This window comes from Sphingobacterium sp. UBA6645 (genome assembly GCF_002455685.1).
Classification (GTDB): domain Bacteria; phylum Bacteroidota; class Bacteroidia; order Sphingobacteriales; family Sphingobacteriaceae; genus Sphingobacterium; species Sphingobacterium hotanense.
On sequence record NZ_DKLH01000046.1, the window covers coordinates 1 to 19,085 of the forward strand.

Genomic DNA, 19,085 nt, shown 5'->3' on the forward strand with positions numbered 1-19,085 from the left:
AAGCAGGAGTTGAACCAAGCGGCAAAGATTGCCATTACACATGACAAGACGCTCCGAGAATATGCGCAACGGAAGCTCACAACCAAAGCTTACCCGTTGGTCTTGAACAATGTGAAATTCAAGCTGATTCTGATCATGTTTTCATTGATCGGACGAAAGGAGATGTATCGGGAAGATTATCATTATGCAGCGTGATAGAAAAAATATTAAAGAAAATTTGCATATGTCAAAAACCTAGAATACCAGGAAAGGAAGGATGTAAGGATTGGCAGGATCTTTGTCTTGGACGAGGCAAGGAAGGTCGTGTTGGTCTTGAACCAGGAAAGGAAGGATGCAAGGATGGTCAGGATCGAGTCTAATATCTAATGTCTGATGTCTAATATCTAGTTTGACCAGGAAAGGAAGGATGTAAGGATGGTCAGTATCGGGCAATTTGCTGTTCTTTTCGAGTATGATTCTAACTTTCCTTCATTCTTTTTAAATTAAGCAGGTAGTCTGACAATGTTCAGATTTGCCCCATATGATAACCAATCTAAACCCAATTCAAACCTGCTCACGAGCGGCTTTGATACGCTTATGAAAGGGCTTTGAAAGGGTTATGTAAGGGGTTAGAGTCGAATCGCTCTCAACCATTTATTGTACTTGTTAGAATACTTAATACTTAAACCTGATCCTGTCCATCCTTGTATCCTTCCTTTCCTGGTTCAAGACCAACACGACCTTCCTTTCCTGGTTCAAAAAAAATCCTTTCCACAAGATCCTGTCCATCCTTGTATCCTTCCTTTCCTGGTTCAAGACCAACACGACCTTCCCTTCCTGCTTCAAGACAAAACGTCCCCCTCATCCTTACTCCAAGAAAGCCCACCTATCTTCTTCAAATCAACATTTTCCACAAAAAGCCCATAAAAAAAGCCCCGAACTTCGGGGCTTTATATCATTTTATTTGTAAAACTCTATTTCTTACAACATTCCGCCATCCACTGGAATCACTTGTCCAGTTACGTATGCTGATAGGTCAGATGCTAGGAACACGCAAGCGTTTGCTACATCTTCTGGTTCTCCGGCACGTTTCAATGGGATGTTAGCTTCCCATCCTTCCACTACCTTAGGATCTAATACATCTGTCATTTCTGTGCGGATAAATCCTGGCGCAATAACATTTGTACGGATATTTCTTGAACCTAATTCTTTAGCCAGAGATTTTGAGAATCCGATGATACCTGCTTTGGAAGCGGCGTAGTTTGCTTGTCCCGCATTCCCTTGAACACCTACTACCGAACTCATATTGATGATACTACCTTTGCGGGCCTTCATCATCACTTTTGAAGCTGCTTTCGATACGTTGAATACAGATTTTAGGTTGATGTTGATTACATCATCCCAGTTTTCTTCTGTCATACGCATTAATAAGCCGTCTTTTGTGATACCAGCGTTGTTTACTACGATATCCAGACCACCGAAATCAGCAACGATATCATTTATTAATTTCTCGGCTTCGTCAAATTTCGAGGCATCCGAGCGATAGCCTTTTACTTGGGTTCCAGAAGCTTGAAGCTCTTGTTCCAGGGCTTGTCCTTTTTCAACAGATGATAAATAAGTGAAGGCAACATTTGCGCCATGCTGAGCAAATACTTCAGCGATTTTTCGTCCTATTCCTTTTGATGCACCCGTTACCAAGGCTGTTTTTCCGGCTAACAATTTCATATGTATTTCTTATTAAATGCTTACTTAATGAACCACAAAAGTGGAAAATAAACTGCATAATACAAAAAATGTTGATGAATAGGAAGGCGTTGATTTATTTTTTGAGGTCAAAAATGTGCATATCGCTAATGGTAATTGGGTATTTTTGATAAAATCACAAATATCTGATATGTTTCTGACAAAATTATTCGCTTATATATAATGCGAATATTAATTTTGTAACTCATTTAAAAATCACATGGGTAAGAAAACTAAGAAAACGGAAGTAGACGTCGTTTTGATTGGTGCTGGTATTATGAGTGCTACGCTGGGCACCTTGATAAACGAGTTGAGTCCGGATATTAATATCGAGATCTTGGAACGTCTTGATGTTGTTGCCGCAGAGAGCTCCGACGCATGGAATAACGCCGGAACTGGACACTCCGCACTTTGTGAGTTAAACTATACTCCGGAGCAAGCAGATGGTTCTGTTAAGATTGACAAAGCGATCAGTATCGCTGAGCAATACGAGGTTTCCAAGCAGTTTTGGTCTTACCTAGTTGAAAAAGGAATAATTAAGAACCCAAGTCATTTTATACGCCAAGTGCCACATATGTCGGCGGTTTTTGGAGAAAAGGATGTTCGTTTCTTGAAAACGAGATTTGAAACATTGACTCAACATAACCTTTTCAAAGGTATGGAGTATACCGAAGACAAACAGCAGTTGCAAGACTGGGTACCGTTGATGATGAACGGTAGAGATGGCAATGAACAAGTTGCAGCGACAAAGATGGACATCGGTACCGATGTTAATTTTGGCGCTTTGACGAGAGATTTGGTTTCTTACTTAGATGGAAAAGATAACATCAAGCTTTCATTGAATCAAGAAGTGAAAGATATTGATCGTGAGGATGATGGTCGTTGGGAAGTTGAGGTGAAAGATTTGGCAACGGGTGAGAAGCGTGAGATTCTTGCGAAGTTTGTTTTCATCGGTGCTGGCGGTCACTCCTTATTATTATTAGAAAAATCGGGTATACCTGAAGCCAAAGGCTATGGTGGTTTCCCAGTAGGCGGACAATGGTTGAGATGTACAAATGAGGACATCATTAAAGCGCATCATGCAAAAGTTTACGGTAAAGCTTCGGTAGGTGCTCCTCCGATGTCTGTACCGCACTTAGATACACGTTATATAGACGGAAAACAAGCCTTACTATTCGGTCCTTATGCTGGTTTCTCCACTAAGTTCTTGAAAAAAGGTTCGTACTTCGATTTACCTGCATCGATTAAATTATCGAACATTCGTCCGATGTTATCTGCAGGCCTAGATAACTTGCCGTTAACAAAATATTTGATCACGGAAGTGATGAAAAAGCCACAGGATAAATTGGACGCGTTGAAGCAATTTATGCCAACTGCGAAGATGGAGGATTGGGCGATTGAAAAGGCTGGTCAGCGTGTTCAGGTAATCAAGAAAGATCCTAAGCATGGCGGAATCTTAGAATTCGGAACGGAAGTAGTTTCCAGTGCCGACGGTTCTATCGCTGCGCTATTGGGAGCTTCTCCGGGTGCTTCTACTTCAGTTGCTATCATGATCAACTTGTTGAAGAGATGTTTCCCTGATCGTGCGAAATCAGATTCTTATCGTAAGAAATTGCGTGAGATGATCCCGACTTGGGGTAAAAAACTTAACGATGATGCAGCGCTATGTCAATCGACACGCGAGCGTACGCACCGTTTGTTGAATTTAGATAAATAGATTTTATTAAACTTATGGGGTGCTTCTCCTGGTTATGCTAGGATAGGCTGAGATTATACCCAATACCATAATTGGTAAAACCTGATCCAGGTAATGCTGGCGTAGGGATAAAGGATCTTGTTGCAATATAACATCCATAAGTTTTGTTTTAGGACATAATTTATGGGTGTTTTTTTTATGGATTTATGGAACGCTTTATTGCAAACGACTCCGCTGGAGCGATTCTCGGTTGTCTGCAGTATCATTCAGGTTCTTCTTTCGAGGAACAATAAAGTATCTAACTATTTTTTCGGCATACTCGGGATATTGACTGGGATGTATGTGCTTTTCGGTGCGAAGCTTTATGCAGAGATCGCTTTAAACATGTATTATCTGGTGATGAGCGTCTATGGATGGTGGTATTGGGTGACGAATAAGGAGGCGCGAGAGCAGCCTATCACGCGCTGCGATAAGCAAGATTGGGGGATTGTTTTAGGTATCGTGTTTATCGGTTTTATTATTCTTTACTCGGTATTGAATCATTTTACCAACTCCGATGTTCCCATTTGGGATGCCTGGGTATCCTCAACTGCGTGGGCCGGAATGTGGCTCTTAGCGAAACGAAAGATAGAGAACTGGATATTGTTGAACATCAGCAACGCTTTTGCTATCCCATTGCTCATTCATAAAGATTTATATCTATTTGCGGCACTGACCTCCTTTTTATTTATTGTTGCTATCTTCGGCTACCTGAAGTGGCAGTCTATTATGCGAAATCAAGAAAAACTTTATCATGCTTAATCCAGAACAAATCTTAATCATTAAAGAGTGGCAGGCTGAGGCCATAAAGGCAAAATCATTAGTACCTGCTACTTTAAATCTTGCCTATGAAAATCGATGGTTCAACTTGTGGGTTCCGAAGGTATATGGAGGATTAGAGGCTGGTCTGGTTGACGGTTTGAAGTTATTGGAAGAGTTGGCTTATGTAGACGGAGGGTATGCTTGGACAATCACGCTTTGCTCTGGCGCGAATATGTTTGCCGGCTTCTTGGAGCCTGTCTTAGCGAAGGATCTTTTCAGTAAGCCTAAGGTTTGTTGGGGTGGGAGTGGCCGCGCTGCAGGTACTGCCAATTGGGATGGAGAGCATTATGTCTTAACGGGTGAATGGCAATATGCAACGGGTTCTCCGCATTTAACACATTTTACATTGAATGCGAAGTTATTGGATCATGGTGTGCCGGTGCTTAATGAGGATGGAGAGCAAGCGGTTTCTTCCTTTTTCGTGCCACGAGATCAGGTGCTGATCCATTATGATTGGACCTCATTTGGATTGGAATGCACAGCGAGCCATAGTTTCTCGATGCAAAATATTAAGGTTGCTAAGGATCATGCGTTCTTGCTGGATCCCGCGGCAAAGAAATCGGATTCGCCTTTGTTTGACATCCCGTTCATGCCATTCGCCGAGATTACCTTATTAGTCAATTACGTCGGTATGTTTCGTCGATTTTTAGATTTAGTGGAGAAGTATTTTTTCGAAAAGTCAAAAGATCCGAATTGGGCAAGTCAATATAGCAAGGATAGATTCAGAATGCTAGATGCCATTCAGACTGATTTTCTTGCGCGGAGAGAACACGTTTTTGAGCTGGCGAATACAATCTGGTCGAATATCCTCGTGAGTGATTTCGATAGCAATAACGATCCTTATCAGGAGTTAGCAAACTTCTCCCGCGAATTTGTTAAAGATATGCGATTGCAAGTAGTCGACTTGTTTCCGCTATTGGGTATTGGTGCTTCGCAAGCAGAGCATGAGATTAACATTGTTTTTCGAAATATCTTTACCGCAAGTCAACATAGTTTATTGAACGGATGATAATTAGCAATCGAATTGCCTGTTTCCTTCAAAGGCATAGGGCGAATTGGAAAGATTGATGATTATGCGCTCTTCTTCATAGTCCCGCGGGCTCGAAAATAAAAAGTCTGGTTTTCCATCCTTATCGAAGTCTCCGATTAGCTGTATTTCCGTATGTGTATCGTTATACTGATCTTGTTGGAGGATTACGCGAGCAAATCGATCGTCTTCAAACAGCTCAAGCTTATAGACGCCGACGCCATTCTTATCGCGATCATCAAAAGCTCGACCTGAGGCTTTAATGCTATACTTTTTACCATTGAAAGAAAAGCAGGAACTTTCATTCGGATTCAAAACGGGTTTTTCGATCGAGATGCTATCGATCGCTCCAGCTTTCATTTCTCGCAGATTGAAGAAAGCATATGTTTGGTGTTCTGGTACGATGGTTTCAGTTGGCAGGCCAGAGCAGGGTTCTTCTGCTGCATGTTCGATCTGATAGTTAATCTTGCCGATAAAGTATTGATCTCCATTTTTATAAAGTGCTAGCCAGGTGCTATCGATTATCCTGCTGATGGCTTCCGATGGTTTCCATATGCGATAGCTTGCTGGTAATAGAATATGGCCGTCAACAAGGCTGTCGAGCTGGTTTTCTACGTTCGTACTTGGGTTTTCCATTGATGAGAGGGAATCAATAGGTTGCGCGGTGGAGTCTGAGTATGAGTCAGAACCGTTTATTGTGGAATTACTCGTGGAGTTGCATTGTGTGAAAGCTAATATTATAGCGAATGAAACTAGTGTCGATAGTTTTTGCATAGTTGTTAGAAATTACGAATTAATTGGATAGATCCTCAATACATTCTTCTCTAATGGCCCATATTCCTTTTGCTGAATATTTTAAGTCGGAATTGTCCTTGACCCAATTATTCAAGTAGGTTTGGTGAATTCTTATTTTTTCTTCACCAATCTCGTTTGGCTCAATTTCCACCTCAAAAAGAAGGTCGTCTATAAAGTCTTTTGCGGAAGATCCTGTTCTCGTAAAATCAAAATACTGTCCCCTGTATTTGAGGTAGGTATGTGCTTCGGGAATAAAATCGATATCATATTTTAATAATCGATCCTTAATTTTCGGTGTATTTGTAGCATTCATTCTGAATATTCCTATAGTCAGCTGTATACCATAGAAACCATTTTCGACTGCTAAAGTTTTCAGGAGGGCATGTTTGCTGCTGCAGGTTCCTCTATTTTCTGTAAAAATTGTTTTAAGGTCGGTTTTATCCGCATTTCGCCCATAATCCAAATTTTGTATGAATTTTGCAGCATCTCGAAAAGAAAATATCTCCCTTTTTAAAAACTGGGCAGAAATTTCATTGTTCGATTCTATCTTAAAATCTAACAGTTCCGCTTTCATGAAAAATTCTTTCTATATTTTGATTGATCGCTATCCTAAAACCTAAATCATCGATTTGAAATTTTAACGGGTGACTTCGCCGCCTCGTGGTCGGCATAACGCTTCGCGCTTCATCGCACCAGCCTCCGCCTCGAAAAATGCGGTAGGAGCCATAAATTTCCGTATCGTATAAATCAGAGCACCACTCCCAAACATTTCCCAACATATCGTATAGTCCCCATTCATTCGGCAATTTTAGTCCGACATCGTGCGTTGTTCGATTCGAATTTTCTTTATACCAAGCGATAGCGTCCAAATCATTGACACATTTCAATAACCCCGCTTTACAGGAGTATTCCCATTCTGCTTCAGTCGGTAGTCTAAACCCATCCGCCTCAATGTTCATCGAAACATGCTCGTTTTCAAGTTTGCCGACGCTATAGTAAGGGGTAAGTTGAAAAAGGTTGGAAAGTGTATTGCAAAAATTAACAGCATCAATCCAGCTTATCGTTTCCACCGGTTTGTTGATTCCGATGAAAGAGCTGGGGTTATGGTTTAATAACAACGTATATAAGCGCTGGGTGACAGGGAATTTTGCAAGTGAAAAAGATTCGATATTTGCATCCCATTTCATTTTTGTTCTATCGTCTCTCATTTGTATTGTCCCCGATGGGATTTGTACAAATAGGTCTCTTAAAATGGATTTGATCTCTTCAGTATTCATCTGCTGCTGCTCTTCAATTCTAATGGTTAGCCTAGCAAATATATCATTATTATATAATTTTCGTTAGGGACGATACTGGACTGATGGCGAGGGCACAAAGCAGTAAAGGATAGATATCATTTATGTTTGCTTTAAGTTTTAGAAAGTTTATTGGGGGAAATAGTAGGTTAGTGGATGGGAGGTAAGTAGGTATGAGGTGGGATCTTAATCCTCTTCTGAATTAAAATCATCACCATCATACATAAATTCTACTAGGATCGTATTGATCTCTGCTAATAATACTTCGTCTTTAATCATTTCTTTTAATTTTTATTAATACGAATATAAGGCGGCTCTTTGATGTTAATATTAATAGTGTATTAAGATTGTGTTAAGTGTAGTATAGGATAATATTATGACCGATTTATAGCATTCGTTCTTTTAGTTCTGCACATTTTTTTTCAAAAGTTGCAAACGTGTCGTCTGCCCATGGTTTAGCGAAGTTGTTTCGCGATCTTAAAATTGTGTCGTTGCTAATAACTTGACCTTCAGTTGGTATTCCGTAAAGATAGATTTTATGGTTTTCATCCAGTCCGACCGGTTTCCCATTTTTATCGATTGCAATCTTGCCTGTTGACAACTGGTCGTTCATCCATTCCTTGATAATACCTTTACTCAGCATCCGATCATATAAGGGATGATTTTTTGTCCGCAGATTGCCTTTTTGAATCCGCGCATTCAACAAATACTGAAAATCTTTTTCCATGTATTTATTCTTCAATCGAATTTTATTACCAGCTTGTGTAACCGATGCAGTTTCTGAAAAAATAAATTTGACGAATCCTTCGCGCATCAAACAGAAGAATTTTTCAGACACCTCACGTGGAGGGCCATACGCTAGATGATTTATGTTTGGAAACCATCTGTCTTCAAACGCTTTTTGTGAGTTGGCGGTAAAACCTACCTGATTATTTATTTTTACAATTTGCTCAAAAGCTTCTCTTAACGCGGCTGTCGCTGCTGCCATAGGACTGTGGAATTCTCCAAATTCAGTCATCTGCAGACAGTAATTGCTCAGATCTAAGATGAATTCTTGGTAATTGGTATCCAATGGTAACTTAGAGTAGGACATGGGATTGACCAAAGCAAAAAGACTAAACATTTTCTCTTGACTATCATCATGCAGAAAAGCTAGAATACTTTCATTGTCAAGCCCTTTGAATTCAGGAATAAGAGGATAGAAGGCGAATTTAACTTCAAGATCTAGAATTGGAATAATCTCGTTGATGAAGTCAATCTTTCTGTTCTGAGCAAGCAAGTTTTCCAACCACTCGTCCGTCATAAATGCGAGCGTCCGCTTATGGGAATTGGAATAAGCGTTGACTGGCATATTCGGTAGGTTCCGACGAGAAAACGGATACATGATAGGTTCATGTCCCGAACTGAGATAATGGTATTCGTCATCCTTTTTATAGAATATCCCTCCACGGCCCTCAGTCAATTCTAGCATAGCGTCTAAAAAAGTTAAGCCTGTTCCATAAATTGCTACGTCTTCACGCGCAGGAATCTCGCTTAGTCGCTCAATCGGATATACCTCGTCAATAATCGTGTAAGATGCATTGGCGTCCTGTTTCAGATGCGAGAAGCTTGTGCTTTCGTAGGAGTGCCCAGTCGCCAAGATGACGGAGTCATAGTGAAAGGGTATCTTTCCTTTTGCGCAAGTTAGTACTGATTTGTCATCTCCGATATCAAGATCACAAATACGTTCTTTTACTAGGTGTATCTCAAGCATGGGGTTTTCTTCTTTCATAATGCTTAGAACAGCATCGATGAAATAATATCCCAATAATTCGCGTGTGCATAGGTGATTCCATGCGGGTTCTTTACCTGATATGGAATGCTTTTTCAGCCATTGCATCAAGGAGAGCTGATGTGGAATGTCGCTCTTCACAACTTCTTCCCAGCAGGTAATATCAGCGATATACCTATTTACCAGGAAATATTCAGGGAGATCGGTATGGAAGTTAGGTCCAGTTCCGAAATGATAATCATTATTAAACCAGTGTATATGAATCTTTTGATTTCCGTGTGTTGATTGACCTAGTCTTTTATTGGCTAGATCTTGGAATGTATCTAAAGCATAGAAACCTTTTGGTCCTGCCCCAACTATAGCGATATGGAAATCACTAGGAGAGGTGGTCGGAAGCTGATTTACAGATTTGACAAACGATTTAAGCTCGGTAGGTAAATTTAAAAGTTCTGAGTTTAAGCTCGATGAATTCCAAATCATAGGTTTCGTCCTGTAATTTTTTGATAAATAATACTCAAACGTTCGCTATTCATAACAATTAGCGGATAGATGCTGTTTTAAAAATATAAATTTTCCCATTAAATAAGAAACACTTTGTTTTCTGTTTTGAGTAATCTTTACTAAAATGGTAATAAAAAAGATTTATCCTTGATTAAATAGCAGTAATTGGTTCAATTATTTAGAAAGATGTTATAACAAATATTGTTTTATTTGTTTCTTATCTCTCTTTGTTATTAACTAAAATAAAGAAAATGTAAAAGAAAAGTTGAAGTCATCACTTCTTTGTGTTTTACATTTTTAATATCTCGGTTAAATATATTGTTATAGGATAATAATAAATATATCGCGTTATCTGGAAACCCGACTTATCCTAATTATCTTTTTCGGTATAGGAATGCTAATTCATTTCTTTAAAAGCATCCGCAATTAGCTCGAATGCATGAAGTCGTTTAGCATCGTCAAAGATGTTATTGGTAATCATGATTTCTTTAGCGTGCAACTCAGTAGCGAAGCTTTTTAATTCTTTTGCAATCTTGTCTTTAGTTCCAATAAAAGTGCATTTCGTCATGCCTGCAACAGCCTGTTCAATTTCCGGAATGCCATGATATATGGGTTTCTCGGTTGGTGGCGAAAGTGGCATTCGATGATTGGTGATGATGCCGGCGAACATATTATAGACACTGTTTGCTAGTAATTCTGCCTCTTCTTGGCTATCAGCGGCAACGACATTGACACATACCATAAAATAAGGTTCCTGTAATTGCTCAGAGGGCTTGAAATGCATACGATATATCATGGCTGCCTGTTCTAACATGGCAGGTGCGAAATGCGCCGCAAATGCATAAGGTAGTCCTAATTCAGCAGCGAGGTAAGCGCTGTCTGTACTGGATCCTAAAATCCAGATAGGTACGTCGAGACCTTCGCCTGGGAATGCGCGGACTTTTGCAGTTGCATTTGTATCACTGAAATACTGTTGTAAAGCTTGCACATCGTCGCGGAAATAAAACTGTGTATTGATGTTGTTTCTTCGTAATGCCATAGCAGTCCCTTGGTCAGTGCCAGGTGCTCGTCCTAATCCTAAGTCAATGCGTCCCGGGTAGATGCTTTCTAGCGTACCGAATTGTTCCGCAATCACTAATGGCGAATGATTGGGGAGCATAACTCCACCGGATCCAACACGGATATTCTGCGTATGGGCAGCAATATGACCGATCAATACGGAAGTGGCAGAGCTTGCAACATATTCCATATTATGATGCTCGGCAAGCCAAATACGCGTATAGCCTAGTTTATCGATGGTTTCCGCACCGATTTTAGCACGTTCAATTGATTGTGCAATCGTCTTATTCTTGCCCACATTGGCTAATTCTAAAAGAGAATATTTTATCTGCTCCATAACTTCAAAGATAATAGCAAATTTGATGTGGTATTGTAATAGAATTGTAGGATTTTATCGCAGACGCCGGCAGGCTATGGCAATGTAATTATTGTTGATATCCGTCGTAAAGAATAAATAATTCTGTCCCCCGTCTTTGATTTTAAGCTTCTTCCGTATCAGTTCTACCTTATCCGGGAAGTTGCGGGTCGCGACATTGGCTTGGGGATATGGGTTGTTCTTTTTAAAGTTGCCGTAAGGGATTACTTCGATGATTTCGAAGATGCGTCCGGGGAACTCTGGGATAAAGTTGTCGGATGTATACAGGTGGGCATGCTGATGAAGTTTGCCCAATCCAAAAGACTTACCTACAATTTTGAATGCACCGGCTTTACTGATGGCGACATCGGGATCATAGAGGTAATGTTGAGGCATTGAAAAGCGACTGATCGTTCCTCTCTCATCCGCATAGGTAAATTCAAAATCTTGTAATTGGTCGTGAAAGAGACGGATAGCCTTGATTGTCGTTTCACCAGTATACCCGCGTTCTTGAATAAAGAGCAATTCCTTGCAGTCGTTATCTAAGCTGATCACATATACATATTTTACATGCTTCAAGCTGCTCAATGCCGTTGATATGTCTAGGAGCGGTGCGAGCTTGGCAATAACAATTCGGGCTTTTTGGAAAAACAAGTCTTGATGCGCAACGATATTTGGCTCGCAGTCTTCCAGTAGAAACACCTTCCCCTGATTCACACGCCTAGAGGGGTCGACATAGATATAATCAAATGCGTCATCCTCGCTTTCTTGCAAGTACTTGATACCGTCGGTAACTACACATTGTAGATTATGTACGCGAAGGATCTTTGCGTTATAGTCTACAATCTCGGAAAGGTTGGCATTGAGTTCGCAATGTATAACTTCAGATGCTTCCTGTGCCAAATAACAACTATCTACGCTAAATCCTCCAGTCAAATCAATAACGCGTGCGCCTTTCTTAATAAGAGTCTGCTTGATAAGAGCGGTATGCTCGGAAGAGCACTGTTCAAGATTGAGCTTGTCAGGATAGTAGATACCATCACTGAACGCCCAGGTAGGGAGTTTGCGGACGCTTCGTTGCCATCCATCAATTTGTGAGGCAAGTTCTGCGGAAGAAACGGTAGAGAAAGGGCTCTTCTTTAAAGCAATTTCTGTAGGCGATTTTTCGCGGTTTGCTTTAATAAAATGTTGAACCTCTTTGTCTAAAATTGCTTTATTCATCTTTGTTTTTCACCAGCATTTGGCAGGTATAACTATCCTTAAGTTCGCGAATAATTTCCTTATTTACCAAAACACGGTTGATAGTTTCTTGATTGTAGTAGCGAATCGTAATCAATTCCAATCCTGTAGCCACGGAAACCTTGTATCGTTTTTCTAATTGATCAAGTAAGTTCCATACGTTTTCTCCCGTATCATCCACACTGACGCTAAAGCTAATAGCGGAGTTGTGCATCATGTTTATTTTGATGCGGTTTTTGTGGAATTCATTGAAGATGGAACTTAAATTGTCCTCTACGATAAAAGAAAAATCTCGAGGTTGGATGTTGATGAAAACCTGGTTGACCTTGAAAATAAAAGAAGGTACCGGTAGTGTCTGATTCGTTGTTTTAATCTGGGTTCCTGGAGCCTCAGGGTTCAAAAATGAACGCACATTTAACGTGATTTTCTTGTTCTGCAATGGCTTGATTGTCTTCGGGTGAATAACAGTTGCGCCATAATAGGTCAATTCAATCGCGTCGGTATAGGATAGTTCTGGAATAAGCTCGGTTTGATCGAACCATTTTGGGTCAGCATTCAATACACCCTGCACATCTTTCCAGATCGTGATGTTTTCCGCGTTCAAGCTCGCTGCAAAGATTGCGGCAGAATAATCGGAGCCTTCACGCCCTAACGTCGTTGTGAAGTTTTCTGAGGTAGAGCCAATATAGCCTTGCGTAACGATGATATGCTCATCAATGATAGAAGGGATTTCTTTACGAATTTTTTCTTCAGTTTTTACCCAATCAACATTCGCTTCGCGGTAGGTGTTATCGGTAAGGATATAGTCTCTCGCGTCGACCCATTTGATAGGGAGGCCCATGTATTGCCCGTATCCGGCAATGATTTTCGTCGATAAAAGCTCGCCGATAGACACGATTTGATCAAATAAATAATCATAATCGTCTTGCGGCTCATCTTCCAATATCCATTCAATTTCAACGAAGGTGTTAGCAATGTCGTCGAAAATAGGGAAGGACTTGTTTTCGAAAAGCTCGTTTAAGATTTGGAAATGCTCATTTTTAAGTTCCTCTAGGAGCGTAAAGGCGTCAGGGCTTCGCTTTACATAGCTATCCGTTATTCTGGCTAGCTTGTCCGTCGTTTTTCCTATCGCCGAGACAACGACTAGTAGTTCGGAGTTTTTGTATTTCTCGATAATGGAGACTACATTTTTGATATTTTCTGAACTCTTTACAGAGGCACCTCCAAATTTAAAAACTTGCATTTATGCTATTGTGTTGAATGATTATACTCTTTTACCTGCTTTATATAGTTCTTTCCTGTTTCGGTTAATACATCCTGTATGGCGTCAAATGGAACAACTATAGTTGTCGTTCCGGCAGCATAGGGCTTAATTTCGTATTGATTGTAATGAAAGAAGAGTCCCTCTTTATTTATGCCGTAATTAGCAGCGAGGGAAAATTTTCCATTTTCGAAGAAATATGCCTTGTCTAAACTTGCAGTATCGGATAAACCTTCTTCTTCGCGAAAGAATTTCTCTGCAATTTTAGTAAATTCTTTCATCTTATTTTCGGAAATAAACGTATTTAATGCCAGTTTTTGATAATTTTCTATATCATATACGTTAATTAGTTCAAAAGTGTTGCCATGAGCGCCTCCAGAGAACTCGTAAGTCATGTTTTTTAAGGTCAATAGCTGCGGTGTATTCAACAAGATATCCACGTCGGTAATCTTCGACCAGGATAGGTTATAGCTGATCTCATTCTCCTCAATAAAATTCCCATAACCTTCAATAAAGTTATTCGCATATTGATCTATCGACTCTTCACCTTCCAGCAGAATCGTCTCTGTCACTAGCTCGTTCATTGTACTGTCCTCAAATCGAGGATAGGTCACCCGGACGAAGGTTGTATCGATAGTGCCCTCGTTTTCAGAAAAATATTGGCTTATTTTTTTTACCTCTAGTTTTTGATAAGTTAGTGTGTCGGTACGGGAGATAGTGCTGTTTCCCTTATGATTTATTCGTGTGTTTTCGACCTTGTTGCTTTGGCAAGCTGCGATGCTCGATGCCAATAATGCTAATGCTAGCGTTGTTTGTTTACTGTTTTTTAAAATCAATTGAAACATTTATCCATTCCCCATCTAATGTTGTATCATATTTTTTGTAGAAGTTTATCGCCGGTTCGTTCCAATCGAGCACCTGCCACATCATTCCACTATATCCTTCTGCTTTAGCAAACGCTATTGTATGGTCTAATAGTACTTTTCCAAAGCCTTTTCCGCGTACCTCTTCTGTTACAATCAGGTCTTCCAGATATAATCTTCGGCCTTTCCAAGTGGAATAACGAATGTAATAGAGAGACATTCCAACAATTACTCCATCAAGCTCGCCAACAAAAGCGCCCCAGACAGGGTTCTCACCAAATCCAGACGCTTCGAATTCCTCCATACTGACCGTTACTTCATCGGGAGCCCGTTCATAGCGAGCGAGTTCTTTGATAAGTTCTAAAAGCCTTGGGCAGTCTGCGCGCTCTGCTCTACGGATCTTTAGCTCCATTTATTTGTTTTTATAATGTTTTATCACGCGTTTTCCAAAGATTGTACTTCCCAAGCGAATCATGTTGCTACCCTGCTCGATTGCTAAAGTATAATCGGAAGACATACCCATCGATAGTGTGTCGAATGCGTCATCTTTCCTGAAGTAAGTCGCTTTTACGCCATCAAACAACATTTTGAGCTCGTAGAATTCCTCCTTAACAATTCGTTCATTCTCAGTATTGCTCGCAATACCCATTAATCCTCGAATTCGAATATTTTTTAAAGTGCCGAATTCCTCGCTGCGAAGCAATTCAATAAGCTCAGCATGGTCTAGTCCAAATTTGGTGTCCTCATCGGCGATAAAAACCTGTAATAGACAGTCGATAACGCGATCGTGCTTTAAGGCATGCTTATTAATCTCCTCCAACACCTTTAAAGAATCCACGGAATGGATCAAATGGATGAAGGACGCGATATATTTTACTTTGTTCGTCTGCAGATGGCCTACAAGGTGCCATTCAATATCTTTAGGAAGGGACTCTTGTTTCGCTACCAGCTCTTGTACTTGGTTTTCACCAAAGGCACGTTGGCCGGCTTCGTAGGCTTCCAATATATCTTCGTTGGGTTTTGTTTTCGAAATTGCAATTAATTTGACTCCGATTGGATCAAGTTCTTTGTGCAACTCCTGTATGTTGGATGTAATGCTCATCATGTTTTGGGATTCACTTCGAATTTTTATACAAAGCTATGTGCAAGCTTTTGCGTATTTTTGTACAAATTTACAAAATGCAACGATTAATATTTGGTTTCATCCTGTTGTTTTTTATAAGCACTTCCTGCAAGAAGGGGCTACCTAGTGGAATATTGAAAGAAGACACGATGGTCGAACTGCTTGGCGAGGTGCATGTGCTTGATGGTTACCTGACTACGATTCCTATTGATAGTGCAAAGAAAGTGATGGATCCGCTATATAATGAGTTGTTCAACAAATATGGTTTAGACTCTGCATCTTTTACAAAGAATCTAGATTACTATTATGGTGATCCGGCCTTGTCGGTCGAGACCTATGATCGAGTTGTGAAATCGTTGCAGGAAAAAGAGAATGCGTTCATCAAAGAAGATTCTGTCCGTAATGCCATATTTTCTGATAGCATACGTACTGTAAATTTTCAGAATATGAGATGGCAGGGAAGAGTGAATTCCTTGATGAATGCGAAAGCAGATACACTACCATACGGAATAGCAGAGATTACTCGTCGTATGCTATCGCCAACAGGATTGGATTTAATTTGGAAAAACAATATTTACGATAAACCTACGCAGGTTCCAGGGGCAGCGGTTCAGCCGCAGACCTTAACCGAGGAACAACTGCCGACAGTTACCGATTCAGTTCAACCCCAAGAGGCACAACCTCAGGAAGCAGAACCTCAGGAAGCTCAGCCACAAGAACTAAAGCCTGTTGGAAATGGGCGACCTACCGATGTAAGACGACCATTGCGCACACCCGATGGTACGCAATTAAAACCCGTAAAGCCGCGAAGGCCTTTACAGACAGCAAATTAAAACATGATTTACCCCAAGAACGCAGTAGATAAGTTAGGATATACAGATATAAAGGCACTCATCAAGGAAAAATGTCTAAGTGAGGCTGCAAAAGAAATGGTGGACAAGATTCAGCCCCAAGTAAAATTGGAGTTGATCGATCGCTATTTGCGTCAAGCAAACGAGTTTAAGAACTTGTTGCAGAACGATGCGGCACTGCCTGTAGATCATATATATCCCATTAAAGCAATTATAGAAAAAGCAAAGGTGGAAGGGGCTTTTCTCTTCGAAGATGAGTTTTATCGAATCTTACTTTCCCTGAGAACCGTCTATGCCATTATCCGCTATTTTAACGAGCGCGAACAACAATACCCCAATTTAGAGCTATTATTTGAACATCTGCCGATTGAAAAAAGCATCGTTCGGAGTATAGAGCAGGTGATCGATGAACGCGGAAAGATGAAAGATAATGCTTCTCGCTTATTGTTAGAGATAACACAACAGATTAGCAAGAGCGAACAGGAAGCCAGAAAACGAATTGATAGCATCTATAAGCAGGCACAACAGAACGGTTGGACTGCTGATGGCAGCTTAACCATACGCGATGGTCGATTGTGTATCCCGATTCTTGCCGAGAATAAACGTAAGATCAAGGGATTGATTCACGATGAGTCCGCGACTGGGCAAACCGCTTATATCGAGCCTGAAGAAGTGTTTCATTTAAACAATAAAGTTCGGGACCTTGAATTCGAAAGAAGACGTGAGGTTATTCGGATCCTAACCGATTTGACGAGTACTTTGCGCCCGCATGTTCCCTTATTGCTTGCCTATCATGGGTTATTAACCAAACTAGACTTTGTCAGAGCCAAAGCCTTATTTGCGTTGGATATCGATGCAGAGATGCCTGAATTGTCTAAGGAAGCTGAAATCCGATTAGTCAATGCAAAGCACCCCTTATTAACGTTAAGTGCGCGCCAGGAAGGGCACCAAGCGGTCGTTCCGTTAAACTTAAAGATCGATGCGATAGATCGCGTGTTATTGGTTTCCGGACCAAATGCTGGAGGGAAATCTGTTTGTATGAAGACCGTAGGGCTCTTGCAATTGATGTTCCAGTCGGGCTTGTTGATTCCATGCGACCCTACATCCAAATTGGGACTATTTAAACAGGTTTTTGCCGACATTGGGGACGATCAATCCATTGACTCCGACTTAAGTACCTATAGTGCCCATCTTTCGAAGATGAAGCATTTCACGCAATTTGCAAGCGCCAGAACTTTAGTACTGATTGATGAGTTTGGTACAGGAACCGACCCGCAATTTGGCGGTCCAATCGCAGAGGCTGTGCTGGAGGTCTTAAATAAGAAAGAAATCAGAGGCGTCATTACGACGCATTATTCCAACTTGAAGGTCTTTGCCAGCAATACTTCGGGAATAGAAAATGCTTCCATGTTGTTTGATAACGAACAAATGAAGCCCCTGTATATATTACAGACCGGAAAGCCGGGTAGCTCTTATGCTTTCGAGATCGCTCAGAATATAGGCCTACCGAAAGAGGTATTGCATCTGGCAAAACAAAAAATCGGGGTTCAACAGAAGAAAGTCGATACTTTATTGGTGGATCTCGAGCGCGAGAAGAAGGAGATTTATGATACCAAAACGGCGATTTCCTTGCGAGAGAAAGAACTTTTAAATCAGCAATCGGAAGTCAAAGAGCTGCAAACCTACTTGGATGAAAACAGGCATAACCTGTTGAAGGAAGCGAAGGAGGAAGCTCGGCAGATTATTAAAAATGCGAACAAGCTGGTCGAAAATACCATTTCAGAAATTAAGCAAGCGAAAGCTGATAAGGAAAAGACCAAGGATTTACGTGTTGGGCTACAACGTGCATCAGACTCTTTAAAAGAGAAGCCTAAGGAGCAAGCGAAGGCGGCGCCTGTCGTAGCGTCGGACGAGCCAATAGAGATTGGCGATTGGGTCCGCATCGTCGAGACGGGAAATGAAGCGCAGGTTATCGAAATTGCTAAAAACAATTTAATTCTCGCACTAGGCGATCTCCGCACGGTTGTCAAAAAGAATAAAGTCGAAAAGTTGCGTGGGAAAGAGAAAGCTAAGGCGGTCAAAAAATCTCGCCCAATTTCTGCAGAGAGCGTTGCTGATTTCCATCCAGAAGTTGATGTACGCGGCATGCGAACTGAAGATGCGCTCCAAAGGATTGAAACGGTGCTCGATAGAGCCGTTATGATCGGTTATCCCTCCTTAAAAATCATTCATGGAAAAGGAGACGGTATATTGAGACGATTTATCCGCGATTATTTACGTAAATACAATCAAGTCAGTCGCTTTGAAGACGAACATGCCGACCGTGGTGGCGATGGTATAACCTATGCATATTTAGATTAGTTTCTATACAAAATATTTGAGTACCTCAATCATGGGAGCCTATGCAGATATTGCATAGGCTCCTTTTTTGTTTTAGGGTGGTAAGGGTACTTTGTTTTTTAACGGAGGTTGGTTTGTCTTTCAGGGGAGATTGATTTGTCTTTTAAGGGAGGTTGGTTGTTTTGAACCAGGAAAGGAAGGATTCAAGGATGAGCAGGATCATGCATAGCTGCTATATATTACTGCCAATTTATAGTCCTTTCACAACCCAATCATAGCCCTTCAGGAGCGGTTCTGATTGGGTTGTGAAAGGGCTTTGAAAGGGT

17 protein-coding genes and 1 pseudogene are annotated in these 19,085 nt (G+C 40.8%); 6 read left to right on the forward strand and 12 right to left on the reverse strand.

What is annotated here, in order from left to right; genetic code table 11:
* Nucleotides 1–195 (forward strand): annotated as a pseudogene (locus B2400_RS09030) (IS110 family transposase); the annotation flags it as partial.
* A 466-nt stretch (nt 196–661) separates the two neighbouring features.
* On the opposite strand, the gene B2400_RS09035 reads toward B2400_RS09030, so the two are convergent.
* Both B2400_RS09035 and fabG read right to left on the reverse strand, forming a co-directional pair.
* Nucleotides 662–844, reverse strand: a complete 183-nt coding sequence (locus B2400_RS09035; protein ID WP_293932769.1) for a hypothetical protein — start codon at nt 842–844, stop codon at nt 662–664.
* Nucleotides 845–960: 116 nt separating this feature from the next.
* Entirely contained in the window at nt 961–1,704 is a 744-nt protein-coding gene (gene fabG / locus B2400_RS09040; RefSeq protein WP_286652051.1) for a 3-oxoacyl-[acyl-carrier-protein] reductase, read from the reverse strand.
* Between the two features lie 238 nt (nt 1,705–1,942).
* Between fabG and B2400_RS09045 the strand changes: the two genes are divergently transcribed.
* The 3 genes from B2400_RS09045 (at nt 1,943) to B2400_RS09055 (ending at nt 5,288) form a co-directional block, all read left to right on the forward strand.
* A complete protein-coding gene (locus B2400_RS09045) occupies nt 1,943–3,439 on the forward strand; it encodes a malate:quinone oxidoreductase (protein ID WP_260044386.1) in 1,497 nt (498 codons plus the stop codon).
* 177 nt (nt 3,440–3,616) lie between these two features.
* Nucleotides 3,617–4,219, forward strand: a complete 603-nt coding sequence (gene pnuC, locus B2400_RS09050; protein WP_293932773.1) for a nicotinamide riboside transporter PnuC — start codon at nt 3,617–3,619, stop codon at nt 4,217–4,219.
* Entirely contained in the window at nt 4,212–5,288 is a 1,077-nt protein-coding gene (locus B2400_RS09055) for an acyl-CoA dehydrogenase (protein ID WP_293932775.1), read from the forward strand. The genes pnuC and B2400_RS09055 overlap by 8 nt, the downstream gene beginning before the upstream one ends.
* A gap of 3 nt (nt 5,289–5,291) precedes the next feature.
* Here the strand turns inward: B2400_RS09055 and B2400_RS09060 are convergent, their stop codons facing one another.
* From B2400_RS09060 to B2400_RS09105, 10 genes are all read right to left on the reverse strand, one after another.
* Nucleotides 5,292–6,080 carry a hypothetical protein gene (locus B2400_RS09060; protein WP_293932777.1) on the reverse strand — a complete coding sequence of 263 codons (789 nt, stop codon included), beginning with the start codon at nt 6,078–6,080 and terminating at the stop codon, nt 5,292–5,294.
* Between the two features lie 19 nt (nt 6,081–6,099).
* Nucleotides 6,100–6,675, reverse strand: a complete 576-nt coding sequence (locus tag B2400_RS09065; protein WP_293932779.1) for a hypothetical protein — start codon at nt 6,673–6,675, stop codon at nt 6,100–6,102.
* Nucleotides 6,650–7,378, reverse strand: a complete 729-nt coding sequence (locus tag B2400_RS09070; RefSeq protein ID WP_149526402.1) for a formylglycine-generating enzyme family protein — start codon at nt 7,376–7,378, stop codon at nt 6,650–6,652. Before B2400_RS09070 ends, B2400_RS09065 begins: the two co-directional genes overlap by 26 nt.
* Before the next feature lie 403 nt (nt 7,379–7,781).
* The gene (locus B2400_RS09075; protein WP_293932782.1) at nt 7,782–9,647 is read right to left on the reverse strand and encodes an FAD/NAD(P)-binding protein; all 1,866 of its coding nucleotides are present in this window, start codon (nt 9,645–9,647) and stop codon (nt 7,782–7,784) included.
* A gap of 418 nt (nt 9,648–10,065) precedes the next feature.
* Entirely contained in the window at nt 10,066–11,064 is a 999-nt protein-coding gene (locus B2400_RS09080; RefSeq protein ID WP_149526400.1) for an LLM class flavin-dependent oxidoreductase, read from the reverse strand.
* Nucleotides 11,065–11,118: 54 nt separating this feature from the next.
* Nucleotides 11,119–12,303, reverse strand: coding sequence for a class I SAM-dependent methyltransferase (locus B2400_RS09085; protein ID WP_293932785.1), 1,185 nt, complete (start codon nt 12,301–12,303; stop codon nt 11,119–11,121).
* Complete coding sequence (locus B2400_RS09090) at nt 12,296–13,564, reverse strand: aspartate kinase (protein ID WP_293932787.1); 1,269 nt, start codon at nt 13,562–13,564, stop codon at nt 12,296–12,298. Before B2400_RS09090 ends, B2400_RS09085 begins: the two co-directional genes overlap by 8 nt.
* A gap of 5 nt (nt 13,565–13,569) precedes the next feature.
* Nucleotides 13,570–14,427 carry a DUF3298 and DUF4163 domain-containing protein gene (locus B2400_RS09095; protein WP_149526397.1) on the reverse strand — a complete coding sequence of 286 codons (858 nt, stop codon included), beginning with the start codon at nt 14,425–14,427 and terminating at the stop codon, nt 13,570–13,572.
* A complete protein-coding gene (locus tag B2400_RS09100) occupies nt 14,399–14,857 on the reverse strand; it encodes a GNAT family N-acetyltransferase (protein WP_260044408.1) in 459 nt (152 codons plus the stop codon). Before B2400_RS09100 ends, B2400_RS09095 begins: the two co-directional genes overlap by 29 nt.
* Nucleotides 14,858–15,547 carry a YggS family pyridoxal phosphate-dependent enzyme gene (locus B2400_RS09105; RefSeq protein WP_149527713.1) on the reverse strand — a complete coding sequence of 230 codons (690 nt, stop codon included), beginning with the start codon at nt 15,545–15,547 and terminating at the stop codon, nt 14,858–14,860. It abuts the gene before it with no gap.
* A 77-nt stretch (nt 15,548–15,624) separates the two neighbouring features.
* Between B2400_RS09105 and B2400_RS09110 the strand changes: the two genes are divergently transcribed.
* The gene (locus tag B2400_RS09110; RefSeq protein WP_187773855.1) at nt 15,625–16,401 is read left to right on the forward strand and encodes a DUF4296 domain-containing protein; all 777 of its coding nucleotides are present in this window, start codon (nt 15,625–15,627) and stop codon (nt 16,399–16,401) included.
* Between the two features lie 3 nt (nt 16,402–16,404).
* Complete coding sequence (locus B2400_RS09115) at nt 16,405–18,780, forward strand: endonuclease MutS2 (protein ID WP_260044412.1); 2,376 nt, start codon at nt 16,405–16,407, stop codon at nt 18,778–18,780.
* Nucleotides 18,781–19,085: the final 305 nt, after the last annotated feature.